This is a genomic window from Microterricola viridarii, assembly GCF_900104895.1.
Taxonomy (GTDB): domain Bacteria; phylum Actinomycetota; class Actinomycetes; order Actinomycetales; family Microbacteriaceae; genus Microterricola; species Microterricola viridarii.
Genome location: NZ_LT629742.1, coordinates 303,461 through 327,533, shown reverse-complemented (window position 1 = coordinate 327,533; position 24,073 = coordinate 303,461). Strand labels below are relative to the sequence as shown.

At 71.0% G+C, this 24,073-nt stretch carries 25 protein-coding genes; 5 read left to right on the top strand and 20 right to left on the bottom strand.

Annotation, left to right across the window (positions count from 1 at the left end):
* Positions 1-21: 21 nt before the first annotated feature.
* The 3 genes from BLT62_RS01480 to BLT62_RS01470 all read right to left on the bottom strand — a co-directional run bounded on the left by BLT62_RS01480 (position 22) and on the right by BLT62_RS01470 (position 3,421).
* Positions 22-1,029, bottom strand: coding sequence for an alpha-ketoacid dehydrogenase subunit beta (locus tag BLT62_RS01480; protein WP_083362464.1), 1,008 nt, complete (start codon positions 1,027-1,029; stop codon positions 22-24).
* Positions 1,030-1,049: 20 nt separating this feature from the next.
* Entirely contained in the window at positions 1,050-2,150 is a 1,101-nt protein-coding gene (locus tag BLT62_RS01475; RefSeq protein WP_083365245.1) for a thiamine pyrophosphate-dependent dehydrogenase E1 component subunit alpha, read from the bottom strand.
* A gap of 98 nt (positions 2,151-2,248) precedes the next feature.
* Positions 2,249-3,421, bottom strand: coding sequence for a histidinol-phosphate transaminase (locus BLT62_RS01470; protein WP_083362463.1), 1,173 nt, complete (start codon positions 3,419-3,421; stop codon positions 2,249-2,251).
* Positions 3,422-3,514: 93 nt separating this feature from the next.
* Here BLT62_RS01470 and BLT62_RS01465 point away from each other — a divergent pair, with 93 nt between their 5' ends.
* Positions 3,515-3,910, top strand: coding sequence for a phage holin family protein (locus BLT62_RS01465; RefSeq protein ID WP_083362462.1), 396 nt, complete (start codon positions 3,515-3,517; stop codon positions 3,908-3,910).
* Between the two features lie 20 nt (positions 3,911-3,930).
* On the opposite strand, the gene BLT62_RS01460 is transcribed toward BLT62_RS01465, so the two are convergent.
* Both BLT62_RS01460 and BLT62_RS01455 read right to left on the bottom strand, forming a co-directional pair.
* Positions 3,931-5,466, bottom strand: coding sequence for an alpha/beta hydrolase family protein (locus BLT62_RS01460; protein WP_083362461.1), 1,536 nt, complete (start codon positions 5,464-5,466; stop codon positions 3,931-3,933).
* Complete coding sequence (locus tag BLT62_RS01455; protein WP_083362460.1) at positions 5,459-5,845, bottom strand: hypothetical protein; 387 nt, start codon at positions 5,843-5,845, stop codon at positions 5,459-5,461. Before BLT62_RS01455 ends, BLT62_RS01460 begins: the two co-directional genes overlap by 8 nt.
* Before the next feature lie 182 nt (positions 5,846-6,027).
* Between BLT62_RS01455 and BLT62_RS01450 the strand changes: the two genes are divergently transcribed.
* Positions 6,028-6,555, top strand: coding sequence for a low molecular weight protein-tyrosine-phosphatase (locus BLT62_RS01450; protein ID WP_083362459.1), 528 nt, complete (start codon positions 6,028-6,030; stop codon positions 6,553-6,555).
* Positions 6,552-7,940 (top strand): adenylosuccinate lyase, encoded by a 1,389-nt coding sequence (purB, locus tag BLT62_RS01445; protein WP_083362458.1) that lies wholly within the window; start codon positions 6,552-6,554, stop codon positions 7,938-7,940. Before BLT62_RS01450 ends, purB begins: the two co-directional genes overlap by 4 nt.
* Positions 7,941-8,034: 94 nt before the next feature.
* Here purB and BLT62_RS01440 read toward each other — a convergent pair whose 3' ends face one another.
* The 8 genes from BLT62_RS01440 to BLT62_RS01405 all read right to left on the bottom strand — a co-directional run bounded on the left by BLT62_RS01440 (position 8,035) and on the right by BLT62_RS01405 (position 15,106).
* A complete protein-coding gene (locus tag BLT62_RS01440; RefSeq protein ID WP_083362457.1) occupies positions 8,035-8,331 on the bottom strand; it encodes a hypothetical protein in 297 nt (98 codons plus the stop codon).
* On the bottom strand, positions 8,328-8,978 hold the full coding sequence (locus tag BLT62_RS01435) for a hypothetical protein (protein WP_083362456.1): 651 nt from the start codon (positions 8,976-8,978) through the stop codon (positions 8,328-8,330). Before BLT62_RS01435 ends, BLT62_RS01440 begins: the two co-directional genes overlap by 4 nt.
* A 224-nt stretch (positions 8,979-9,202) precedes the next feature.
* Positions 9,203-10,576 (bottom strand): NAD(P)(+) transhydrogenase (Re/Si-specific) subunit beta, encoded by a 1,374-nt coding sequence (locus BLT62_RS01430; RefSeq protein ID WP_083362455.1) that lies wholly within the window; start codon positions 10,574-10,576, stop codon positions 9,203-9,205.
* Positions 10,573-10,887: an NAD(P) transhydrogenase subunit alpha gene (locus tag BLT62_RS01425; protein ID WP_083362454.1), complete on the bottom strand. Its 315-nt coding sequence runs from the start codon at positions 10,885-10,887 to the stop codon at positions 10,573-10,575. The genes BLT62_RS01430 and BLT62_RS01425 overlap by 4 nt, the downstream gene beginning before the upstream one ends.
* A complete protein-coding gene (locus tag BLT62_RS01420) occupies positions 10,887-12,089 on the bottom strand; it encodes a Re/Si-specific NAD(P)(+) transhydrogenase subunit alpha (RefSeq protein WP_083362453.1) in 1,203 nt (400 codons plus the stop codon). The genes BLT62_RS01425 and BLT62_RS01420 overlap by 1 nt, the downstream gene beginning before the upstream one ends.
* 210 nt (positions 12,090-12,299) lie before the next feature.
* Positions 12,300-13,232 (bottom strand): threonine/serine dehydratase, encoded by a 933-nt coding sequence (locus tag BLT62_RS01415; protein ID WP_083365244.1) that lies wholly within the window; start codon positions 13,230-13,232, stop codon positions 12,300-12,302.
* Positions 13,233-13,394: 162 nt separating this feature from the next.
* Positions 13,395-14,045 carry an NADPH-dependent F420 reductase gene (locus BLT62_RS01410; RefSeq protein WP_083362452.1) on the bottom strand — a complete coding sequence of 217 codons (651 nt, stop codon included), beginning with the start codon at positions 14,043-14,045 and terminating at the stop codon, positions 13,395-13,397.
* A 2-nt stretch (positions 14,046-14,047) separates the two neighbouring features.
* On the bottom strand, positions 14,048-15,106 hold the full coding sequence (locus BLT62_RS01405) for an LLM class flavin-dependent oxidoreductase (RefSeq protein ID WP_083362451.1): 1,059 nt from the start codon (positions 15,104-15,106) through the stop codon (positions 14,048-14,050).
* Between the two features lie 92 nt (positions 15,107-15,198).
* On the opposite strand from BLT62_RS01405, the gene BLT62_RS01400 reads away from it, so the two are divergent.
* Complete coding sequence (locus tag BLT62_RS01400) at positions 15,199-15,573, top strand: winged helix-turn-helix transcriptional regulator (RefSeq protein ID WP_231919299.1); 375 nt, start codon at positions 15,199-15,201, stop codon at positions 15,571-15,573.
* A 20-nt stretch (positions 15,574-15,593) separates the two neighbouring features.
* Here BLT62_RS01400 and BLT62_RS01395 read toward each other — a convergent pair whose 3' ends face one another.
* Entirely contained in the window at positions 15,594-15,986 is a 393-nt protein-coding gene (locus BLT62_RS01395) for a dihydrofolate reductase family protein (protein WP_197675155.1), read from the bottom strand.
* Between the two features lie 253 nt (positions 15,987-16,239).
* Between BLT62_RS01395 and hrpB the strand changes: the two genes are divergently transcribed.
* Positions 16,240-18,840 carry an ATP-dependent helicase HrpB gene (hrpB, locus tag BLT62_RS01390; RefSeq protein WP_083362450.1) on the top strand — a complete coding sequence of 867 codons (2,601 nt, stop codon included), beginning with the start codon at positions 16,240-16,242 and terminating at the stop codon, positions 18,838-18,840.
* An 82-nt stretch (positions 18,841-18,922) separates the two neighbouring features.
* Here the strand turns inward: hrpB and dnaB are convergent, their stop codons facing one another.
* From dnaB to BLT62_RS01360, 6 genes are all read right to left on the bottom strand, one after another.
* Positions 18,923-20,296: a replicative DNA helicase gene (dnaB, locus tag BLT62_RS01385; RefSeq protein WP_083362449.1), complete on the bottom strand. Its 1,374-nt coding sequence runs from the start codon at positions 20,294-20,296 to the stop codon at positions 18,923-18,925.
* 495 nt (positions 20,297-20,791) lie between these two features.
* Positions 20,792-21,241, bottom strand: a complete 450-nt coding sequence (rplI, locus tag BLT62_RS01380; protein ID WP_083362448.1) for a 50S ribosomal protein L9 — start codon at positions 21,239-21,241, stop codon at positions 20,792-20,794.
* Positions 21,242-21,252: 11 nt separating this feature from the next.
* Positions 21,253-21,516: a 30S ribosomal protein S18 gene (gene rpsR, locus BLT62_RS01375; protein ID WP_012039648.1), complete on the bottom strand. Its 264-nt coding sequence runs from the start codon at positions 21,514-21,516 to the stop codon at positions 21,253-21,255.
* A 73-nt stretch (positions 21,517-21,589) separates the two neighbouring features.
* Positions 21,590-22,102 (bottom strand): single-stranded DNA-binding protein, encoded by a 513-nt coding sequence (locus tag BLT62_RS01370; RefSeq protein ID WP_055841345.1) that lies wholly within the window; start codon positions 22,100-22,102, stop codon positions 21,590-21,592.
* Positions 22,103-22,107: 5 nt separating this feature from the next.
* The gene (gene rpsF, locus BLT62_RS01365; RefSeq protein WP_083362447.1) at positions 22,108-22,485 is read right to left on the bottom strand and encodes a 30S ribosomal protein S6; all 378 of its coding nucleotides are present in this window, start codon (positions 22,483-22,485) and stop codon (positions 22,108-22,110) included.
* A gap of 155 nt (positions 22,486-22,640) precedes the next feature.
* Complete coding sequence (locus BLT62_RS01360; protein ID WP_156786211.1) at positions 22,641-23,987, bottom strand: ABC transporter substrate-binding protein; 1,347 nt, start codon at positions 23,985-23,987, stop codon at positions 22,641-22,643.
* Between the last annotated feature and the right edge of the window lie 86 nt (positions 23,988-24,073).

The window sequence follows — 24,073 nt, the reverse complement described above, 5'->3', positions numbered from 1 at the left end:
TCGGCCAAGAAGAGAATGTCGCTAGTAGGCGAGCGCGCGGTCGACGGCCTCGAGCACCCGGTCGGGGCTGGGCAGGAACTGCGTCTCGACGGCGGCAGGCGGGAACGGCGTGTCGAAGCCGGAGACCCGCAGAACGGGGGCCTCGAGCAGGTAGAACGCCTTCTCCATGACCGTCGCGGCGATCTCGGAGCCGACGCTGACGAAGCCGGATGCCTCCTGCGCCACGACCAGGCGGGTGGTCTTGGCGACCGACTCCAGGATCGGGGCGTAGTCGATCGGGGAGATCGAGCGGAGGTCGACGACCTCGATGCTGATGCCCTCCTCTGCGGCCAGCTCTGCGGCCTCGAGCAGCACGCTGATCATGGCGCCGTGGCCGACGACGGTGACGTCGGTGCCCGCGCGCACGACCCGGCTGGAGTGCAGCGGGGTGATCGCCGAGGCTTCGGCGCCGAACTCGACGGTTCCCTTCGGCCAGTAGCGGCTCTTCGGCTCGAAGAACAGCACGGGGTCGTCGGAGGCGATCGCCTGCTGGATCATCCAGTAGGCGTCATTTGGGTTGGACGGGCTGACCACGCGCAGGCCCGGCGTGTGCGCGAAGTACGCCTCCGGGCTCTCCTGGTGGTGCTCGATCGAGCCGATGTGCCCGCCGTAGGGCACGCGGATGACGACGGGCATGCTGATCCGACCGCCGTGGCGGGCGCGCATGCGGGAGAGCTGGGTGGTGATCTGGTCGAAGCCGGGGAAGATGAAGCCGTCGAACTGGATCTCGCAGACCGGGCGGTAGCCGCGCATGGCCAGGCCGATCGCGGTGCCGATGATGCCGGACTCCGCCAGCGGGGTGTCGAGCACCCGCTTGTCGCCGAACTCGGCGTGCAGCCCCTCTGTGACCCGGAAGACGCCGCCGAGGGGGCCGATGTCCTCGCCCATCAGCAGCACCTTGTCGTTGCCGCTCATCGCGGCGCGGAGACCGGCGTTGATCGCCTTGCCGAGCGGCAGGTTCGCGCTCGGGGCGCCCTCGTTGCTGGTCATCGCGTTGCTTGTCGTCGCGTTCATGCCGTGCCGTCCTCAAACGAAGCCTCGAATGCCTCGAGCCACGCTTTCTGCTCTGTGATCAGCGGATGCGGTTCCGCATAGACATTGTCGAAGATCACCTCGTCGCCGGGTGCCGTGACCTCCAGGGTGCGCCGGCGCGCGTCGGCGGAGAAGTCGGCCGCCTCGGCATCCACCTCGTCGAAGAAGCCCTGCTCCGTGCCGCGGCCCTCGAGGAAGGCGCGCAGGCGCACGATCGGGTCGCGCGGCAGCCAGGCCTCGGTCTCGGCGTCGCGGCGGTACTTGGTGGGGTCGTCGGCCGTGGTGTGCGCGCCGATCCGGTACGTCATCGCCTCGATCAGGGCCGGGCCGTGGCCGGCGCGGGCGTCGTCGAGGTGCTTGGCGGTGACCGCGTAGCTGGCGAAGACGTCGTTGCCGTCGATCTGGATGCCGGGCATGCCGAAGCCGGGGCCGCGCAGGGCCAGCGGCACGCGCGACTGGCGCTCGACCGGCACCGAGATGGCCCAGCCGTTGTTCTGCAGGAAGAACACCTGCGGGGTCTGGTAGCTGGAGGCGAAGACGAGCGCCTCGTTGACGTCGCCCTGCGAGGAGGCACCGTCGCCGTAGTAGACCATGACGGCCTCGTCGGTCTCCGGGTTACCGGTCGCCGTGGTGCCGTCGAACTGCATGCCCATGGCGTAGCCGGTGGCGTGCAGGGTCTGCGAGGCCAGCACGAAGCTGTACAGGTGGAAGTTGCCGACCTCGGCCGGGTCCCAGCCGCCCATCGTGACGCCCTTGAGCACGCGCAGGATGTCGACGAGGTCGAGCCCGCGGACCAGGCCGACGACGTGCTCGCGATAGCTCGGGAAGATGTGGTCCTGCGGGCGGGCGGCGTGCGCGGAGCCGACCTGGGCGGCCTCCTGGCCGTGGCTGGGCACCCAGAGGGCGAGCTGGCCCTGGCGCTGCAGGTTGGCGGCGTCCTTGTCGAAGCGGCGCACCACGACCATGTCGCGGTAGAACTGGCGGAAGTCGCCGTCGCCGAGCCGCTCGAAGTACGGCAGGTACTCCTCGGCGGCCGCGTTCGGGGCGAAGGTGCCGTCGGCGGCAAGCATCTGCACCATGGGCACGCCGTGCGGGGTGGGGGAGCTGCCGTTCACAGTTGAGTCACCAATCACAGTCTTGTCAGCATTCACGGTTTGGTCAGCGTTCACTGGGGCTGTCACCGTTCTGTGCGGGCCGGGTGGCCGGGGGAGAGGGAGTCGAGGATGCCCTGGGCGGCGGCGAGCAGGCGGGGGACCGCCTCCTCCTCGCCGATCGAGACGCGGATGCCGGCATCCGCCGGGTTCTCGGGAGTGGGGAAGGCGCGCACGACGAGCCCGGCCTCCAACAGCGTCGCGGCGGCGGCGGCCGTCTCGGCGCCGAGCGGCAGCCAGAGGAAGTTCGCGAAGGAGCGGGGGAGCGCCCAGCCCTGGGCGGTGAGGGCGTCGTGGAGGGCGTCGCGCCGGGCCGCGATGACCTTGACCCGCTCGAGCAGCTGCTTCTCGGCGGCCAGCGAGGCCTGGGCCGCGGATGCGGCCTGGGCGGTGACCGAGAGCGGGATCGCCGTGGCGCGGGCCGCGTCCAGGATCGCCTCGGAGCCGATGGCGAAGCCGACGCGCAGGCCGGCCAGGCCGTACGCCTTGGAGAAGGTGCGCAGGATCACGAGGTTGGGATAGCGCGCGGTGAGCGGCGCGGCGCCGCGCGGCAGGCCGTTGACGGCCGGCTCGTCCGCGGCCGCCCCGGCGTTCACGAACTCGGCGTAGGCCTCGTCGAGCACGACGATGACGTCCTCCTGCACGGTCGCCATGAAGGAGGCGAACTCCTCGGCGCCGACGACGGTGCCGGTGGGGTTGTTCGGGCTGCAGATGATGACGAGGCTGGTCTGCGGGCCGATGGCCGCGGCGATGGCGGGCAGGTCGTGGCCGTGCTCCGGCGTGTTCGGCACCTGCACGCTCGTCGCGCCGGAGACGGTGACGAGGCCGGGGTAGGCCTCGAAGGAGCGCCAGGAGTAGACGACCTCGGTGCCGGGGGCGGAGGTGGCGAGGATCAGCTGGGCGAGCAGCGCGACCGAGCCGGAGCCGATGTGCACCTGGTCCGGGGTGACGTGGTGCCGCGCGGCGAGCTCGGTGCGCAGGGCCAGGGCCGTGGCATCCGGGTAGCGGTTGAAGTGGGTCTCGGCGGCGACCGCCTCGATCACGCCGGGCAGCGGGTCGAACGGGTTCTCGTTGCTGGAGAGTTTGAAGGCGTCGGCCGCTGCGGGCTTGCCCTGCCGGTAGGCGGGCAGCGCCACGATTTCGGGGCGCAGGCGCAGAGCGTTGTGCGATTCGGCGGCGTCGGGGGTCGTCTCACTCATCCTGCCGAGTCTATTCGGCGGGTATGCCCCGACCGGCATGCATCCGCTGAGAATTCCCCACGCACACGGGACCGACCGTGGAATAGTGGTGCCATGGGTACCTTCATCATTCGACTCATCGTCAACGCCGTCGCCCTCTGGCTCACGACCCTCATCGTGGCCGGGGTGAGTGTGCAGCCCTACGAGGACACCCAGCTGGCCACCGTGATCACCTACCTGATCGTGGCGCTCGTGTTCGGCCTGGTGAACAGCATCATCGGCACCGCGGTGCGCGTCGTCGCGTTCCCGCTCTACATCCTGACCCTGGGCCTGCTCTCGCTCGTCGTCAACGCGCTGCTGCTCATGCTCGCCGCCTGGGTGACCTCGCTGTTCGGCTTCGGACTCGTCGTGGAGAACTTCTGGTGGGGCGTGCTCGGCGCCCTCGTGCTCAGCATCATCGGCGGCATCCTCGGCCTGATCATGCGCCCACTGACCCGCAAGGACGACTAGGGCCCGCGGGGGCGGCGCCGCTATTCGGTGCCGGGCACCCGCTCGGAACGCCAACGGGTCATGCGGCCCGGCTCGGCCCCGGTGAAGCCCTGCACGAGGCGCTCGAAACCCTGCAGGCGTGGCTCGGCCGACGCGTCGACCAGCCGGGCCGTGCGGCGGTAGTGCTCCAGGCCGTGCGCGGCGAAGGGGCGCTGGGCCGGATTGGAGTGCGGCCCGTCGTCGGGCCGGCCGGCTGACCCTGGGCCCGAGTCCGGGCCCGCGGATGCCGGTGCCCCGGCGTCCCCGCTGCCCAGCGCCGTGCGGCCCACCGTCAGCAGCTCGTCCGGGGCGTGCCCGCTGCCGCCGAGGGCGGGCACGATGTCGTCGGAGTGCTCGAGGGAGAGCCCGGGCACCCCGCTCGCCTGCACCGCCCCGAGCGGACCGCCGAGGTTGACGTAGCCGGCGACGTTGAGGTCGCCGGACTCGGCCAGTCGGGCCGCAACCAGGCCGCCCTGCGAGTGCCCTACGAGCAGCAGCGGGTCGTCCGGTTCGGCGCCCGCCTCCGCCAGCGCTGCCCGCACGGCCCGCTGGCTGGCCGCGTCGCCGCCGGCCGTCGCGTGCACGTTTGCGGTCAGGTCGAAGGGCTCGGCGGCCGGGATGACGGCGAAGTCGGCCGTGCCGGCCAGGTAGACCACCCAGCGCGGCGCGCTCCCGCCGTAACGCTCGATCCGGATCTGCGGCGATCCGGCCGCCGAGTTCGGCACCCGGGCGGCCAGGTCGCCGATGCCGCGCGGGGGCGAGACGGCCAGGGTCTGGCTGGCCCGGTGCACCCGCTGCGGGGTCTCCCGGAGGGCCTGGCCGCCCGCGGCCGCCGCGAACAGGGCCAGCGCGGTGACGGCGGCGGCGCCCTCCTCTGCCCCGACCGCCGCGCCGATGGGCAGGGCGGCCGCGGCCGGGAGGCGCAGCAGGCCGGCGGCGAACTCGTCGCCGGACCCGATCGCCGCCCGCACCAGCTTCACGAAGCCGGGGCTGTTCAGCAGCCACGGGTCGACCCGCACCCAGCCGGCGACGAGCGTGGACAGCCGGGCGGGCAGCCGGGCGGGGTCGACGCCGAACGCCGTGCTGAGCAGCACTCCGAGCGCCGCCAGCGGGAGGAGCGTGAGCGCGGCAGAGGCGAGCAGCAGCGGCAGCGCCCTCCCCGCCGTCCAGGCGGAGAACTGGGCCCCGGCGCCCCACAGCGCCGTGATCGTGCGCTCCGCGTGGCCGTAGCCCTCGGCCGCCCGAGTCAGGCCGGCGCGCAGCCGCTCCGCCGTGGCTCGGAAGGCCTGCAGCTGGCGCAGCGCCTCGCCGAGCAGCTCGGTCGATCCCGGCTCGGCCGCCCTGCCCGCGCCGACGCCCCAGCCCACCCCGGCGGCACCGGCCGCTCCGGCGGTGTCCGCGGCCAGCACCGCGCGGAGCCGCGCGAGCCAGTCCTCCGCGCGCGCCTGGCAGGCGCCCAGCTGCGCTGCATGGGCGAACATCTCGTCGGTGGCGACCGCGCTGCTGCCACCCCCGGAGAGCGTCAGAGTGTCAGCCACCGGCCGGCCCCGCCGCCTGCCGCAGCAGCCGGCCCAGCCGCTCGCACTCGCCCTGCCAGCCGGCCAGCTCCCGCCAGGCGCTCGCCTCAGCGGCGTGCAGCGCGGCGACCGCCCCCGCGAACTCGCCGCGCAGGCCCTGCAATTGCTCGGCGTAGGCGGTGGCGGCGGGGGAGCGCCACCCGTCCACGGCATGCGGCAGCACCTGCGCCTCGGGCTCGACGGCGGCGAGCACCGCGCGGATGCCGCGCAGGCGCGCCTCCGCGGCCAGAACGGCCGCCTCGGCGCTCCGCAGCTCCCAGGCCAGCTCGAGCAGCGTCGCGCCGCCCGAGCCCGAGGCACCGGTCGAGCCCGGAATCCCGCCCGCAGCAGAGTCGCCCATGACCCCACCCTGAACGCCGCCGGGGCGCCGCGGAGAGCCGCGCCGAATCTGGGGACGGCCCACCGGATCCCCGGGCTGTGAGCACGCAATTGTGCGAACAGTCGACACGCCGCGCCGCGACATCCGAAAATAGAACATAAATTCGATGCCTACGCGGCCCATTTTTAGCCCACAATGGGACCATGACGCGCGCCCACTCGCCGAGCGAAGACGCGCAGCCCTTCCGCATCAGTTTCGTGTGCACCGGCAACATCTGCCGATCTCCGATGGCAGAGGTCGTGCTGCGCGAGCACGTCGCGCGCGCGGGCCTCGCCGGATACATCACCACCACCTCCTCCGGCACGGGCGACTGGCACGTGGGGGAGCGGGCCGACCAGCGCACGATCGAGGCGCTGGCCCGGCGCGGCTACGACGGAAGCATGCACAGGGCGCGGCAGTTCGACACGGATTCCTTCGCCTCCTTCGACCTGATCGTCGCCTTCGACCGCAGCCACGAGCGGATCCTGCGCGGCTGGGCCCCCAACGAGGTCGAGCGCGACAAGGTGCGCATGATGCTCAGCTTCGACGCGGAGCAGGCGCATCTGCGCGATATCCCAGACCCCTACTACTCGGACGATGCGATGTTTGACGCAGTTCTTGGGATGATTGAGAGGTCTTCCCAGGCACTGTTCCGGCAAATTGCCCCCGCAATCCGACAAGGAGTCCGATGAGTCCCCTCCCCACACAACCGCTCAGCCCGCTTGATGGCCGCTACCAGGCCGCCGTCTCGGGTCTCGGGGAGTTCCTCTCCGAGGCCGGCCTCAACCGGGCCCGCGTGCAGGTCGAGGTGGAGTGGCTGATCTACCTGACCGACCACTCGATGTTCGGCTCCGCGCCGCTGACCGCCGAGCAGCAGGCCTCCCTGCGCGCCCTCGTCACCGACTTCGGCCAGGCCGAGATCGACGAGCTGGCCGAGCTCGAGGCCGTCACCCGCCACGACGTGAAGGCCGTCGAGTACCTGGTGCGCCGCCGACTGGCCTCCCTCGGCCTCGACTCCATCGCCGAGCTCACCCACTTCGCCTGCACCAGCGAGGACATCAACAACCTGAGCTACGCGCTCACCGTGCAGTCCGCCGTCACCACCGTGTGGCTGCCGAAGCTGCGCGGCGTGATCGCCAAGCTGGCCGAGCTGGCCGAGCAGCACCGCGACGCCGCCATGCTCTGCCACACCCACGGCCAGCCGGCGACGCCGTCGACCATGGGCAAGGAGCTCGCGGTCTTCGTCTACCGCCTCGGCCGCATCGTGGGCCAGCTCGAGGGCACCGAGTACCTGGGCAAGTTCTCCGGTGCCACGGGCACCTTCGCCGCGCACGTCGTCGCCGACCCGGATGCCGCCTGGCCCACCATCTCGCAGGAGTTCGTCGAGGGCCTGGGGCTCAGCTGGAACCCGCTCACCACCCAGATCGAGTCGCACGACTGGCAGGCGGAGCTCTACAACCGCGTCTCCCACGCCAACCGCGTGCTGCACAACCTGGCCACCGACATCTGGACCTACATCTCGATGGGCTACTTCCGCCAGATCCCGCAGGCGGGCGCGACCGGCTCCTCGACGATGCCGCACAAGATCAACCCGATCCGCTTCGAGAACGCCGAGGCGAACCTCGAGCTCTCCTGTGCGATCCTCGACTCGCTCGCCGCGACGCTGGTCACCAGCCGCCTGCAGCGCGACCTCACCGACTCCAGCGCCCAGCGCAACATCGGCGTCGGCTTCGGCCACTCGATGCTCGCCCTGGACAACATCCAGCGCGGCCTCGGCGAGATCGACCTGGCCCGCGAGGTGCTGCTGGCCGACCTCGACGCGAACTGGGAGATCCTCGGCGAGGCGATCCAGACCGTCATCCGCGCCGAGGTTGCCGCTGGCCGCTCGAACATCGAGGACCCGTACGCAATGCTCAAGGAGCTGACCCGCGGCAAGCGCATCGGCCAGGCCGAGCTCGTCGCCTTCGTGAGCGGACTCGACATCGGTGACGCCGCCAAGGAGCGCCTGCTCGCGCTGACCCCGTCCGGCTACATCGGCCTCGCCAACGAGCTGGTGGACCGCCTGCCCCGCGCCTGAGCCCTGGCAGCACGCCCCCTGGCAACGCAGAACGCCCGGCAACTGGAGCTGCCGGGCGTTCTGCGTTGTTGCGTCGTTGCGCTGCTTCTGGGGGCTACTTCTCGCCGTCCGGGTTGTTCTGCCGCTCGAGGTCGGCCGTCTCCTCTGCATCCTGCTTGGCGCCCATCGCGAAGAGCGCGAGCACCATCAGGATGACGATGAAGGTGATGCCGGTCGAGACCAGCGTCAGCACGAGCTGCTGCGTGGTCATCAGCACGATGAGGCCGACGAAGACAGCGCCGATGCCGGAGCCGCCGACCAGCTCGACCGGTCGCAGCCGGTCGCGCCGGCTGGGCTGGAACTCGGCGCCGAGTGGCTCTGGGCGCTTCTTGGGGTCTGGCTGCGTGCTCACGGTACGTCCGATTCAGAAGTGGGGGTGGGGAGAGAAGATGCGGGGGGCGCGGATGCCGCGGGCTGCGCGCTCGCGCGCTTCGGCGCCGAGTCCCACTTCAGCGAGAACGCGGCGATGCCGAGGAACACGGTGAGGACCGCGAAGTAGGCGCCGAGCAGGCCGACGGAGACGACGGCGTGCGGCGGCAGGATCATCAGGACGAGGGCGAGGATCACGGTGAGCCCGCCGGCCGTGCGCCAGTCACGGGAGGCGGCCAGCGCCGTGCGGGTGCGCCAGCCGGCGTAGAACTCGAGCACGCCGGTGCAGGCGGCCCAGACCGTGACGATGAACAGGAACGATCCGAGCCCGCCCTGCGCGTCGAGGCTGCCGAGCAGGCCGAGCGCGACCAGGCCGGCGGCCACGGTGAGCACGCCGTTCGTCGCGAACAGGCGTCGGCTGAGCGGATCGGTGAGCAGCCGCAGGCTGAGCGCGCCCAGGATGAGCCCGCTGGCCACTGCCCAGATGCCGAACACGATGAGGCCGAAGCGCGGCCCGTGGTCCTCGGAGAAGGTGATGGCGATGGCTGGAATGGCGAGCAGGATCGCCCGACTGAGCGGCACAATCCACTCGGTCGAGGTGTGCGCTGCGGCAACCCGGTTCTGAGTCACGCTGCGACCTCTTTCATGGCTGGGGAACTGCTCCAGTCTACGTCGCCGCCGCGTGTCGCAAGCTGGGCGCGGCGCAGCAGCCTCGCCTGAGGCGCCGGCCCGCCCCCGCGGGTCGCAGAATCCGCACCGCGGCGGGCGTCTCGCGGCACGCGAAACGTCTCGCGGCACTGGGTATACCCAGTGCCGCGAGACGGAACGGGGGCCGCGAGCGGCACCGCCACCGCCTAAAGCGCCTTCACCGCCGCGAGCACCTTGCCGAGGGAGTCCTTGGCGTCGCCGAACAGCAGGGTGGTCTGCGGCTCGTACAGCAGCTCGTTCTCGATGCCGGCGAAGCCGGGGCGCATCGAGCGCTTGAGGAACACGACCTGGCGCGCGTCTCCGGCCTCGAGGATCGGCATGCCGTAGATCGGCGAGCCGGGCGAGGTCTTCGCCGCCGGGTTGACGACGTCGTTCGCGCCGACGACGAGCACGACATCCGTCGTCTTGAACTCGGGGTTCACGTCGGCCATCTCCTTGAGCGACTCGTAGGGCACGTTGGCCTCGGCGAGCAGCACGTTCATGTGGCCCGGCATGCGCCCGGCCACCGGGTGGATGGCGTAGACGACCTCGGTGCCGCGCGCCTCGAGGGTCGTGGCCAGCTCGACCAGGGTGTGCTGGCCCTGGGCGACCGCGAGACCGTAGCCGGGAACCACGATGACCCGCTGGGCGTAGCCGAGCAGCACGGCGACGTCCTCGGGGCTGGAGGAGCGCACCGGGCGCTCGCTCTGCGTGGTGGAGCCGGCGGTCGATCCGCCGCGGAAGGCGCCGAACAGGATGCCGGTGACGCCGCGCCCCATCGCGGCCGCCATCGCCTGGGTGAGGATCGTGCCGCTGGCGCCGACGAGGGTGCCGGCCACGACGAGCAGCACGTTGTCGAGCACGAGGCCGGATGCCGCGACGGCCAGGCCGGTGAAGGCATTCAACAGCGAGATCACGATGGGCACGTCGGCGCCGCCGACCGGCAGCACGAGCAGCACGCCGGCGGCGAGGCCGATCGCGAGCAGCACGAGGGCGTAACCGGTTGAACCAGTTGCAATCGTGACGGCGGCGCCGGCGATCGCCAGCACGACGACGAGCCCCATCACCACTGGGAGCCCGGGGAAGAGCACGGGCCGCGTCGTCATCAGCTCCTGCAGCTTGGCGAAGGTGATCGCCGAGCCGGCGAAGGAGATGGCGCCGACGAGCAGCGCGAAGACGATGGCCAGGCGCACCCACGGGTCGTCGTTGTGGGCGAGCTCGAGCAGGGCGACCAGTGCGGCCGCCCCGCCGCCGACGCCGTTGAAGACGGCGACGAGCTGCGGCATCTGGGTCATCTTCACCCGGCGCGAGACGGGCGCCGCGACGAGCGCGCCGACCGCGATGGCCCCGAGGATCCAGGGGACGTTGTCGAGCTCCGTCGAGAGGAACACGGTCACGACGGCCACGAGCGCGCCGAAGGCGCCGATCAGGTTGCCGCGCCGGGCGGTCTTCGGCGCCGCCAGGCCGCGCAGGGCCAGGATGAAGCAGACGGCGGCGACGAGGTAGAGCAGGGCGGCCCAGGTGGGGTCGAGCAGCGTCATCGGCCGGTCTCCTTCTGATCAGCGGATGCCGGCGCCTTGCGCCCGCGGAACATTTCGAGCATGCGGTCGGTCACGACGAATCCGCCGACGAGGTTGGCGGTGGCGAGCACCACCGCGAGCAGGGCGACGGCGAGTACGAGCGGCTCGTGCGCCTGGCCCGCGACGATGATCGCGCCGACGAGGATGATGCCGTGGATCGCGTTCGCGCCCGACATCAGCGGCGTGTGCAGCGTGCTCGACACCTTCGAGACGACCTCGAAACCGACGAACACCGCGAGCACGGTGATCGTCAACAGGGCAATTCCGTCCATCAGGCCACTCCTCCTTCGGTTGCCTTCGCATCGGGGGCCGCTGCGTCCGCAGCGGCGGCCGGCGGCAGCCCGAGCGCCTCAGCGGTCGGCGCGTGCCGCACCACCCCGTCGGCGGTCAGGCAGGCGCCGGCGACGACCTCGTCGCCGAAATCGGGGGCGACGACGCCGTCGGCCGTCATCAGCTCGAGCAGGTTGGCGACGTTCTTGGCGTAGAGCCGGGAGGCGTCGGAGGCCATCGCCGATGCGGCATCCTTCATGCCGACGATGGTGACCTCGCCGGAACCGTCGGCGGTGGGCACGAGCACGTCGGCGCCGGCCACGGCGCCCTCGACGTTGCCGCCGCTCTCGGCGGCCAGGTCGACCACGACCGAGCCGGGCTTCATCGCCTGCACCATCGCGCGGGTGACGAGCAGCGGCGCGGGGCGCCCGGGGATGGCCGCGGTGGTGATCAGCACGTCGGCTGCCGCGACGTGCGGGGCCAGCAGCGCGCGCTGCCTGGCCGCCTTGTCGTCGCCGAGCTCCTTCGCGTAGCCGCCGCTGGCCTCGGCGGTCTCGAGGTCCAGGTTGATGAACTTCGCCCCCATCGAGGCGACCTCGTCGGCGGATGCCGGCCGCACGTCGTTCGCCGAGACCCGGGCGCCGAGCCGCTTGGCCGTGCCGATCGCCTGGAGTCCGGCGACGCCGGCGCCGAGCACCAGCACGCTGGCGGGCGGGATCGTGCCGGCCGCGGTCATGTACAGCGGGAAGAAGCGGGGCAGGCGCGTGGCTGCCTCCAGCACGCAGCGGTAGCCGGCGATGAGGGCCTGCGAGGTGAGGGCGTCCATCGACTGGGCGCGCGAGATGCGCGGCACCAGCTCGAGCGCGAACGCCGTGATGCCGGCCCCGGCGAGGGCCCGCACGGTGGGCAGCTCGCTGGCCGGGGAGGCGAGGCCGATGGTGACCGCGCCGCGGCGCAGCAGGCCAACGGTCTCCGGGGTGAGCGGCCGCACGTGGGCGAAGACGCCCAGCTCGGCGAGCTCGAGCGCGGGGACGACGGTCGCGCCGGCATCCGCGTAGCTCTGGTCGCTGTGCCCGGCGGCGATGCCCGCGCCGCTCTCGATGAGGACCTCGAGGCCCAGCCCCGTCAGTTGACGCACGGTGTCCGGAGTGGCGGCGACGCGCCTCTCCCCGTCTCGGCGCTCTCGCGCAATGCCGACTCTCAAGCCATACTCCCGTCTCGAAGGGGTGCGGCAAGCCGGTCTGCGGTCAGGACCGCTGCGGCAACTCTGCAGCACACGACGAGTCTGACAGTACGGGTCGCTCAGGGCGATCATCCAGCGATCGTGGCGCGAAGATCCGAGATTCTTTAGTTCCGCGTCAATTCCGAGCGGTTCTGCCGGAATGCCCAACGCGCCGGCGGGCGAGCGGCGGCGCTAGAAGGTGCCGGCGTCCGTGTTCGCCCCGCAGATGACCACCGCGACGCGCTCGCCCGGCCGTGGACTGTAGGCATCGGATGCCAGGGCGGCCGCCGCCGTGGCCGCGCCGTGCTCGCTGGGGATCCGGTAGTCGCGCCAGAGCGCGGAGCGCGCAGCCACGATGTCGGAGTCGGCGACCAGCACGCTGCTCAGGGAGCCCCGGGCGTGCGCGGGCTGGGCCAGGTCGAAGCCGATCTGCCCGACGCGCCGGGCGCCGAGGGAGTCGGCCGCGACTCCGCCGACCGGCACGTCGACCGGGGCGCCGGCCGCCAGCGCGGCGTGCAGGGTGGGCGCCGCCTCAGGCTCGACGGCCACGACGTGGGCGCGGCCGTCCACCGCGGCGAGCACGCCGGCCAGCAGCCCGGCGCCGCCGACGGCCACCACGATGGTGTCGATGCCGGGGTCGTCCTCGAGCAGCTCCGTGGCCAGGACCCCGGCGCCGGCCGCGATCTCCGGCTGGTCGTAGGCGTGGCAGAACAGCGCGCCGCGCTCGGCGGCGAACACGGTCGCCGCCGCGTACGCCTCGACGTACTCGCTGCCGGCCTGCACCACGGTCGCCCCGAGGGTGCGCAGCAGCGCCACCTTGACGGCGGGCGCCGTCTCCGGCACGAACACCGTGCTGGGCACCCCGAGCACGGAGGCCGCGTAGGCGTGCGCGATGCCCGCGTTGCCGCCGGACGCCACGACGATGCCGATCCCGGCATCCAGCTCGCCCCGCTCCCGGGCGGCGAGCTGTCGGTTGAACGCCCCGCGCGCCTTGAACGTGCCGGTGCGCTGCAGGAACTCCAGCTTGACGGAGAGGGTCGGGCTGGCGCGGAACGTCGGCGTGCGCCGCACATAGTCGCGCGTGCGCGCCTCGGCGGCCTGGACGTCGAGTCTGGTGAGCGTCATGAGCGGGTCCAATCGGCGGCGGTTGTGCGCGGGCTGAGACAACTCTAGGCGGCGAGCCGGCGCCGGATCGGGAGGCACTCGCGCGATCGGGAGGCGGTTTCGGGCCGGTTCCGGCCTCCCGATCTCGCGTTCGCCTCCCGACGAGCTCCGGACGCGGCCGCCCTAGGCGGCGACCTCGTGCTCTTGCAGTGCCAACGCGGCCAGCTCCTCCCGCTGCACGAAGCGCCCGAAGATCTGCTCGCCCGGTTGCAGCACCGCCCCGGCTGCCAGAGCGCCGAGGTCCACGGCGTCGAACCCGATGCGGTCGAGGAAGGCCGCGACCGTGGCGTTGGCGGCCGCGTGGTCGCCCGCGACGGCCACGGCACGGCGGTTCGCCGCCCCGGCCGGGGCGCCGTCGGTGTCCATGTCGTGGTAGCCGAGGTGGTTGAGCGACTTCACCAGGCGCACGCCGGGGTGCAGCCGCTGCACCAGCTCGCTGCTGGAGAGGCCGGCGTCCGCGCCGTGCAGGATCGCCGGGATGCCGTCGACCGGCTCCCAGTGGTTGCTGGCGTCGACGACGACGGCGCCATTGAATCGATTCATCGGCACGGTGTCGACCTTGCCGAACGGCACCGCGAGGATCGTGAGCTCGGCGGCATCCGCCACCTCGTCGAGCGTCGCCGCCCGGGCCCCCGGCACCGTCAGCGCCACGATCTGCTCGAAGTACTGGGCGCCGGGCGAGGCCACCAACAGCACCTCGTCACCCGCGGCGATGGCCAGCCGGGCGATCGCCGTGCCCACCTTGCCCGCCCCGATGATCCCGATGGTCGCCACGGCTACGCTCCCGCCGGCTGGCCGGCCGTTTCCGCCACCGCCTCGTCCACGAGGGGCTTCACCCGGGTGCCGAGCAGCTCGATGGAGCGCAGCAGCTGCGCCTGCGGCATGTCGCCGAAGTCCATCTGGAAGAAGTGCCGCATGTGCCCGAGCGCGCCGTGCAGGGCGACGATCCGCTCGGCGATCTCCTCCGGCGAGCCGACGAACAGGGCGCCCATGCGGGAGGCGTCGCGGTCGTAGGAGAGCCGGGCCGGGGCGGCGAATCCGCGCTGCGAGCCGATCACGCCCATCGTGTTGTGCCAGTGCGGCCAGAAGTCGTCGCGCGCCGTCTTGCCGACCTCGCCGATGAAGCCAGGGCTGCCGACCGACACCTTGATGTCGGCCTCGGCCATGCCGTTGGCCCTGGCGGTGTTGCGGTAGAGCTCGGTGAGCGGTGCGAAGCGGGCCGGCGCGCCGCCGATGATGCCATAGGAGACGGGCAGGCCGAGCAGGCCGGCGCGCACCGAGGAGGAGGGGTTGCCGCCGGTGCCGAGCCAGATCGGCAGGCTGCCGGCATCCGGCCGGGGAACGACAGGGGCGTCCTGGAGGGCCGGCCGCGTGCTGCCGCTCCACGTGACGTTCTGGTTCGCATTGATCGCGAGCAGCAGGTCGAGCTTCTCGGCGTAGAGCTTGTCGTAGTCGCCCAGGCTGTAGCCGAAGAGCGGGAACGACTCGGTCGACGAACCGCGCCCGGCGGTGATCTCGGCCCGGCCGTTGCTGAGCGCGTCGACCGTGGCGAACTGCTGGAACACGCGCACGGGGTCGTCGGTGCTCAGCACCGTGACGGCGCTGGCGAGGGTGATGTTCTCGGTGACGGATGCCGCGGCGGCCAGGATCGTGGCGGCGGCCGAGGCCGGCATCTCGGGGGTGTGGTGCTCGCCGATGCCGAAGTAGTCCAAGCCCACCTCGTCGGCGACGCGGATCGCCTCGAGCAGGTTGCGCGTGGCCTGCGCGCTGCTGACGAGCTCCCCGCTCTGCGGGTCGCGGGCGAGGCTGCCGAAGCTGTAGACGCCGAGTTCCATCGTGAAATCCTTTCGCGGGTGTCGCTGTCCTTCCATCGTTGTCCGTCCCCGCGGAATTGGCGAAGTGATGGTTAGTCACTTACGATGAGTAAGTGACTTCCGATGGAACGGCTGCGGCCCAGACCGATGAACTGACCTCGCTCTACGGCGAGCACATTGACGAGGCGGAGTGCCGCCGCTTCCAGATGGCGGCCGAGGTCGCCGGCCGCAAGTGGACGGCGTCGATCCTGTTGGCCGGCGCCCGCGGCGCCGAGCGCTTCTCGGAGTACCGCGCGCTCGTCGACGGCATCTCCGACCGGATGCTCTCCGTGCGCCTCAAGGAGCTCGAGCAGGAGGGCCTCATGCTGCGCGAGGTCACCCCGAGCACGCCGGTGCAGGTGCGCTACCGGCTGAGCGAGGCGGGCCGCGAGCTGATCAGCGTGCTGCACCCGCTGGTGCGCTGGGGCACCAAGTGGCGCATCGGGTAGGGTCCTGAGCGGCGCGCGGCTCAGCGCGGCACGTAGCGCGTGAGCACCACGTCGTCGGGCAGCGACTCGGCGCCGAGCAGGCGCAGCGTGGGCCGATAGCCGGCCGTGAAGTACGGGATCCCGCTGCCGAGCACGACCGGCTGCGTGTACAGGCGGTACTCGTCGATCAGGCCGGCAGCGCCCAGCGAGGCCGCCAGGCTCGCGCCGCTCACCTCGATCTCACCCGCGGTGTCGGCCTTGATCCGGCGCATCGCGGCCACGGCATCGGTGGCGATCAGTGAGACGCCGTCGGGCACCTCGCCCAGCGAGGCCGAGAAGACGACCTTCGGCGTCCGCCTCCACTCCCGGGCGAATTCCTCCGCCACCTCGTCGCGCTCCGGATCCGGCTCCCCCAGTAGCTCATCATCTGCCACATCCGGCGGCCGTAGACGGAGAGCGAGAGCTCGCGCTGGTGGTGGTTGAAGTGCCGGTGCAGCTCCGGTCCCGGCACGGGGAGCGTGATCTCCCCGTCCGCATCCGCGATGTACCCGTCGATCGAGACGAGCATTCCATACGAAACGAGTCCCATCGCATCCTCCTCGACTGAGCGGCGCCGGCGCGTGCTGGCTCGAGGCTAGCGAGTCGGCGCCGTGCGCGCACCCCCGTGGAACGCGAGAGACTGGGGGAGTGACCACTGCGCCGTTCGACCCGTCGAAGCTCGGTCGCGGACTCGCGTTCGCCGCCGCGATCACCGATCTGGGCGCCGCACTCGACCACAGCACCTCCGTCGTCGTCAGCGCGCCACCCGGAACGGGCAAGACCACGCTGGTCCCGCCGATCGTCGCCGACCGCGTCGCGGGCCGGGTGATCGTCACGCAGCCTCGCCGGGTCGCCGCCCGCGCCGCCGCCCGACGGCTCGCGCACCTGGACGGTTCGCCCCTCGGCTCCCGGGTGGGATTCACGGTCCGCGGCGAACGCCAGGTGAGCCCAGACACCCGCATCGAGTTCGTCACCGCCGGTGTGCTCCTGCGCCGCCTGCTCACCGACCCCGGCCTCGACGGCGTCGGCGCGGTCATCATCGACGAGGTGCACGAGCGCGCCCTGGAGACTGACCTGTTGATCGGGCTGCTCGGCGAGGTCCGCGAGCTGCGGGACGACCTCGTCCTCGTCGCGATGTCCGCCACCCTCGACGCCGAGCGGTTCGCCGCCATCCTCGGCACGGATGCCGCCCCGGCTCCGATCGTGACCCAGACCGTCCCCGCCCATCCGCTCGAGGTGCGCTGGGCGCCCTGCCCCACCCCCCGGCTGGACGAGCGCGGGGTGACCTGGGCCTTCCTCGACCACGTCGCGAGCACCGCGGTTGCGGCGCACCGCGACCTCGCGCGCACCGATCCGGCCGCCGACGCCCTCGTCTTCGCGCCGGGTGCGCGGGAGGTCTCCGAGATCGCGAGGCGCATCCGCGGGCTCGCCGGGGAGCTCGACGTCCGCGAGCTGCACGGTCAGGTCCCCGCCGCCGAGCAGGATGCCGTGATCGGCGGGCGGGGCCCCGACAGTCGGCCGCGGATCATTGTCACGACATCGCTCGCCGAATCCTCGCTGACCGTCCCCGGCGTGCGCCTCGTAGTCGACAGCTGCCTGTCCCGCGCGCCGCAGCGCGACGCGATGCGCGGCATGAGCGGCCTCGTCACCGGCCCGACACCCCGGGCATCCGCCGTCCAGCGCGCCGGCCGCGCCACCCGGCAGGGGCCGGGCGTGGTCGTCCGCTGCGTCGACGAGCGCACGTTCGCCGCCGCGCCGACGCACCCGGCCCCGGAGATCGCCGTGGCGGATCTCACCGACGCCGCCCTGCTCCTGGCCTGCTGGGGTGCGCCCGGCGGCGCCGGGCTCCGGCTCGTGGACCCGCTCCCGGCCGGCAGCCTCGGCGATGCCCTCGCCGTGCTGCGCGGACTCGGCGCGATCGACGCCGACGGCCGCGCCACCGAGGAGGGGCGGCAGCTGGCCCGCATCCCGACCGATCCCCGCCTCGCTCGCGCGCTGCGCGCCGGCAGCACCCTCGTCGGCGCACGCACCGCGGCCGAGGTCATCGCCCTGATCGGCGGCGACCTGCGCGTGGCCGACGGGGACGCCTCGAGCACGCTCGCCGCGCTCCGCAGCGGCCGCAGCCCGGATGCCCGGCGCTGGCAGCAGGAGGTGCGACGATTTGAACGTTTCACCGGTCAGTCCGGATCGACCGGGGAGGGCCCGGCACGGGGAGTCCTCGACCAGACCGGGCTCGTCATCGCGCTCGCCTTCCCGCAGTGGATCGCCCGCCGGGTCGACCACTCGGCGCAGGGCGCGACCTTCCTCCTCGCCTCCGGCACCCGGGCCGGGATCACCGGCCCGCTCGCGGCTGCCGACTGGCTGGCGGTGGCAGACGTCACCCGGTCGCACGGCCGGGCGGCCGCCGGAACCGGGGCGATCATCCGCTCCGCCGCGGTCATCACTGAGAGTGACGCCGAGCAGGCGGCGGCCCACCTGATCACCGACCGGGTCGAGGCGCAGTTCGTGGACGGGCGCGTCGTCGCGCGCCGCGAGCGGCGGATCGGGGCGATCACCCGCTCCTCCGTGCCGGTGCGCGTCCGGGCCGACGAGGGCGGGCGGGATGCCGCCCGGCGTGCCCTCGAGGCGCAGGGGCTCGGGGTGTTCACGTGGTCGGAGGCCGCCGATGGCCTGCGCCGGCGCCTCGCCCTGCTGCACCGCGAGCTCGGCGCCCCCTGGCCCGATGTCTCGGATGCCGCGCTGCTCGACACCCTCAGTTCCTGGCTCGGCCCCGAGCTGTCCGACCTCGCCGCGGGCACGCCGGCCGCGCGCATCGACCTGGCCCCGGCGCTGCGGCGTTTGCTGCCGTGGCCGGAGGCGGCCGGCCTCGATGCCCTGGCCCCCGAACGCCTCGAGGTGCCCAGCGGCTCCCGCGTCCGGCTCAGCTACCCGCCGGTCGACGATACCGACGCCCGCCCTGTCGTGGCGGTGAAGCTGCAGGAGTGCTTCGGCTGGGCGGAGACTCCGCGACTCGTCGGCGGGCGGGTCCCGGTGCTGTTCCACCTGCTGTCGCCCGCCGGCCACCCCCTCGCCGTGACGGACGACCTGGCGTCGTTCTGGGCCGGCCCGTATGCGCAGGTGCGCGCGGAGATGCGCGGCCGCTACCCGAAGCACCCCTGGCCAGAGGACCCGTGGTCCACCGCGCCCACCCGGCACACCACGCGCCGCGCCGCGCTGCAGCACCCTGGAGACGCCCCCCACGGGAGGTGAAAGCGAGCAAGGGAGGCCAGAATCTGAGATTCTGGCCTCCCTTGCTCGTGTCTGCCTCCGGTGCGGATGCCGCGGCGCCGGCTTAGCTCGGGGCGAGGTCCGCGAAGCGCGAGAAGTGGCCGTGGAAGGCCACGGGAACGGTACGCGTGGGGCCGTTGCGGTGCTTGGCGACGATCAGGTCGGCCTCGCCGGCGCGCGGGCTCTCCTTGTCGTAGACGGCTTCACGGTGCAGCAAGATCACCATGTCGGCATCCTGCTCGATCGAGCCCGACTCGCGGAGGTCGCTGATGGCGGGCATCTTGTCCGCACGCTGTTCGGAACCACGGTTCAGCTGCGACAGGGCGATGACCGGAACCTGGAGCTCCTTGGCCATCAGCTTGAGTGCACGGGAGAACTCCGAGACCTCCTGCTGGCGGCTCTCGACGCGCTTGCCGGAGGTCATCAGCTGCAGGTAGTCGATGACGACCATCTTGAGGCCCACGCGCTGCTTGAGCCGGCGGCACTTGGCGCGGATCTCGACGAGGGTCATGTTGGGGGAGTCGTCGATGTAGAGCGGGGCGTCGTTGATGCGCCCGCGCACCTGGGCGATTGTTGTCCAGTCACGGGATTCGATTTTGCCCTTTCGCATGCTCTGCAGGGGCACGGCGGCCTCCGCGGAGAGCAAGCGCATGGCGATCTCGGACCGCCCCATCTCGAGGGAGAAGAAGATGGCCGGCATGTTGTGGGTGATCGCCGCGGAGCGGGCGAAGTCCAGCGCGAGGGTCGACTTGCCCACAGCGGGTCGCGCCGCAACAATGATCATCTGACCGGGGTGAAAACCGTTGGTCAGTTCGTCAAGTTCGATGAAACCGGTGGGAACGCCCGTCATCGAACCGTCTTTGTGCGACGCAGCCTCGATCTCGTCCATCGCGGCCGTGACGGCGTCGGTCAGCGGAACGTAGTCCTCGGTCTCGGTGCTGCCGGTGACGGAGTAGATCTCGGCCTGGGCGTTGTTGACGAGGTCGAGCACCTCGCCCTCACCGGAGTACCCCATCTGCACGATGCGGGTGCCGGCCTCGACCAGGCGGCGCAGCAGGGCGCGCTCGGCGACGATGGAGCCGTAGTAGCCGGCGTTGGCGGCGGTCGGCACCATGCTGGTCAGCGAGTGCAGGTAGTCGGCTCCGCCGGCGCGGGCCAGCTCGCCCTGCTTGGTCAGCTCATCGCTGACGGCGATGACGTCGGTCGGCTCGCCGTGCGAGTAGAGCGCGAGGATGGCGTCGAAGATCAGCTCGTGCTTGGGGATGTAGAAGTCGGGGCCGCGGAGGGTCTCGACGACGTCGGCGACGGCGTCCTTGGACAACAGCATGCCGCCCAGCGCGCTCTGCTCGGCGAGCAGGTCGTGCGGCGGGGTGCGGTCGGCGCGCTCGGCGCGCTGGGGCTCTGGTGAATCTGAGAGCCCAAGATGTGCGATCGACACGCGGTGCCTCCTCGGCAGACTGGACTACCGGCCGAAGCCGGTCAATGGGGGTGGGACGGGAACAGCTGGACCCATATCCAGTGATAGCTGGTACCTCTGACAGTGCGGCTAGCCGGGTGGAAAAACCCAGTCCAGAACACGCCGACGAGTACCGCTGGAGCCACCATACGGATAGCACAAGGGCAACTCAACCCAGCCTGTGGATAACGCTGTGCATAATCTGCGCGAAACGCCACCAGTGTTGTGCAAAGCCTGTGGGAACTCCTGTGGACAACAAACTTTCTTTCGCCCATAAACATGCGTTGACCTGCGGTATTTTCTACTCACAACTGTGAGAAAAAAGTAGTTTTCCACAGCGCCTAACGCGGGTCCGTTTCCACACTCACCTGTGCACAGAATGGGGGTATTGCGTTCTCGGAAACCAGTTAAAACAGTTATGGCGGTGGGCCTGAGCCCACCGCCATAACGCAGCCTTTGACAGCCGGAGTTTTACGCCTACTTGGCGGAGACCACCTGGAGGGTGATCGCAGCCGACAGCTCGTCGCGGAGACGAACGGTGACCTGGTGAGTGCCAACGACCTTGATGGGGTTGGGGATCTCGACCTTGCGCTTGTCGATGGTGCCGAGTCCGGCAGCAGCAACAGCGTCAGCGATATCGGTGGTCTTCACCGAACCGAAGAGGCGGCCTTCGGCGCCGGTCTTGACGACCAGCTTGACCTTGGCGGCCTCGAGGGCTGCCTTGAGGGCCTGTGCCTCTTCGAGCGTGGCGAGCTCACGAGCCGCGCGAGCGGCCTTGATCTGCTCGACCTGCTTCTCGCCACCGCGGCTCCACTGCACGGCAAAGCCCTGCGGAACCAGGTAGTTACGGGCGTAGCCGTTCTTCACCTCGACGACGTCGCCGGGGGTGCCGAGGCCAGTGACCTCGTGCGTCAGAATCAGTTTCATGTCTTTGCTCCTCAGCGTCCGCTGCCGGCGTATGGCAGCAGGGCCATTTCGCGGGCATTCTTGACGGCACGGGCGATCAGACGCTGCTCCTGCACGGAAACGCCTGTGATGCGGCGGGCGCGGATCTTTCCGCGCTCAGAGATGAACTTGCGAAGCGTCGCGACATCCTTGTAGTCGATGACACCAACGCGGATGGACTTCGCGGGAGCGGCGTTCTTGCCGCCCTTGGCTCCGCGGAGTGGCTTGCGGCGGTCGCCGCTGCTCTTTCCAGCCATGGTCTTTCCTTTGTCTTGAAGTATTTACACCCGGGCGCCGCGCAATGCGGCATCCGGAAGCCGGCCCAAGGGCCTAGAAGGGGGTCTCGTCGCTGTAGCTGCCCGGGGTGTTCCAGACGTCCTGGCCGCCGGAGGCGGCAGGGGCGCTGGGAGCCCACGGCTCTTCGACGGCTCCACCGAAGTTGCCGCCCTGAGGGGCAGCACCGCGGGGGGCTCCAGAAGACTGGGCACGCGTGACAGACGCAGTTGCGTAACGAAGCGAGGGGCCGATCTCGTCGACATCCAGCTCATAGCTGGTGCGCTTCTCGCCTTCCTTCGTCTCGTAGGAACGCTGCTTGAGACGCCCGGAAGCGATAACGCGGGAACCCTTGGTCAGTGAACCGGCAACGTGCTCGGCGAATTCACGCCAAACGCTCGCGCGCAGGAACAGTGCTTCGCCATCGATCCACTCGTTCTTCGCGCGGTCAAACGTGCGCGGAGTGGAGGCAATGGTGAAGTTGGCAACCGCCAGTCCGTTCTGCGTGTAACGCAGCTCGGGGTCTGAGGTGAGGTTGCCCACCACGGTAATTACGGTCTCGCCGGCCATCGGGACTAAGCGTCCTTCGCAGCCTTGGCCGGAGCGGCTGCCTTGCGGGCGGCCTTCTCCTCGGCGAGCTTCTGTGCAGCGGCAACCTGAGCGATTCCCTCTTCTGCGCGCAGCACCTTGGTACGCATGACTGCTTCGCTGAGCTTCAGCTGGCGGTCAAGCTCCGTGGTGGTTGCGGGCTCTGCGGTGAAGTCGACGACGGCGTAGATACCTTCGGTCTTCTTGTTGATCTCGTATGCGAGACGGCGGCGACCCCAGATGTCAACCTTGTCGATCGTGCCACCATCGTTGCGAACAACGTTGAGGAACTTGTCAAGGCTGGGAGCTACGGTGCGCTCGTCGATCTCGGGATCGAGGATAACCATCAGTTCGTACTGATTCATGACTAACCCACCTCCTTCGGACTAAAACGGCTGCAGACGTTCTGCAGCAGGAGGGTTGTGCATGTGTTGGACACGGAGGCCAGAGATCCCGGCGCGTGAGCAACCTTCCGATTGTAACGGATGCCGGAGGCAAATGCGAGCCAGCACCGGAGGCGCTAGTCGCCCGCCAGCACGGCGTTGGCGGCATCCTGTGCCTGCTGCAGGCCGCTGCCGAGGGGCAGCTCTGCGGAGAACACCTGGTCGAGGATGGGGGAGTAGGCGGCCTCGACCTCGCCGAAGTTCACCGACGTCGGCGGCGTCACGGTTGGCGCATCGTTCGCGAGCACCTCGAAGAACTTCTTGACGTCGACGTCCTTGGCGCCCCAGAAGTCGAAGTAGGCCTGCTGGGCCGCGACTACGCCGGGCACCGCAGCGCCGCTGGCGCCGACGAAGTGGTTGCCCTCTGCCGAGCCGAGCCACTTGAGCACGGCCGTCGTCGCCTCCGGGTGCGCGGTGCGCGCGTTGCCCGCGGCGACGATGCCGTTGGTCACCGAGACCCGCCCGGCCGGGCCGGCCGGCATCGAGGCGGCGCCCCACTCGAACTCGGCGCCGTCGAACACGTAGGGGAGGTTGTACAGCCCGGACTGGAACAGGGCCAGCTTGCCCTCGACGAAGGCATCGCGGGCGGAGTCGGGGTCGGTGTTGCCGACGGCGGGGGGCGCGACCTTGTGTGTGTTGATGAGGTCGACCTGGTAGCCGATCGCCTGCGCGGCCAACTCCTCGGCGAAGGTGAAGACGCCATCGGTGTCGAAAGCCCCGCCGTTGGAGCCGATCGTCGGCAGCAGGATGGCCTGCAGGTCGTTTCCGGCGTTGTAGCCGTACTGGACCACCGTCGACCGGTCGAACTCCGGGTCGGTGACGGCCTTGCCGCGGCTGTCCCTGGTCAGCGCCTGCAACACCGGCAGCAGGGTGTCCGCGGCCGGGTCCGTGCTCCAGGCCACGTCCTCGAGAGCCGCCGGGTCAATGCCGGCCGCGGCCAGCATCGCCTTGTTGTAGTAGACGCCGATGCCGGCATCCGAGAGCTGGGGGACGCCCCAGAGGGTGCCGTCCTTGGTGAACTCGCGCACCACCGCGCGGTCCCAGTCGTTCTTCGCGCGCGTGCCCAGAGCCGCATCGATGTCCATCAGCTTGCCGCCGTCGGCCAGATCGGTGAGGTAGGAGTTGTTCACCCAGAAGATGTCGTCGGCCCGGCCGCTGGCCACGTCGGCGTCGAGCTGGCCCCAGTACTGCGACCACGGGATGACGGTGACATCGACGGAGATGCCGGGGTTCTCAGCCTCGAACGCCGCGAAGGAGGATTTGTACGCTGCCGCGACCCGGTCGTCCCAGAGGCGCACGGTGACGATCGTCTTGCCGGAGCCTGCGATCGCGCCCGCGGCCAGCACGCCTCCACCGAGGGCGAGCACGGTGACGAGGGCGCCGAGCGCCACGGTCATGAGCGTGTTGCTGCGCAGACTCTTCACTGAAAACCTCCGCGTCGAACGCTATCAGTGGGCGCTCACCCCGCGTCCGGCCCCCATCCGGGTGCATTTCGGCATGGCGCGGGTCG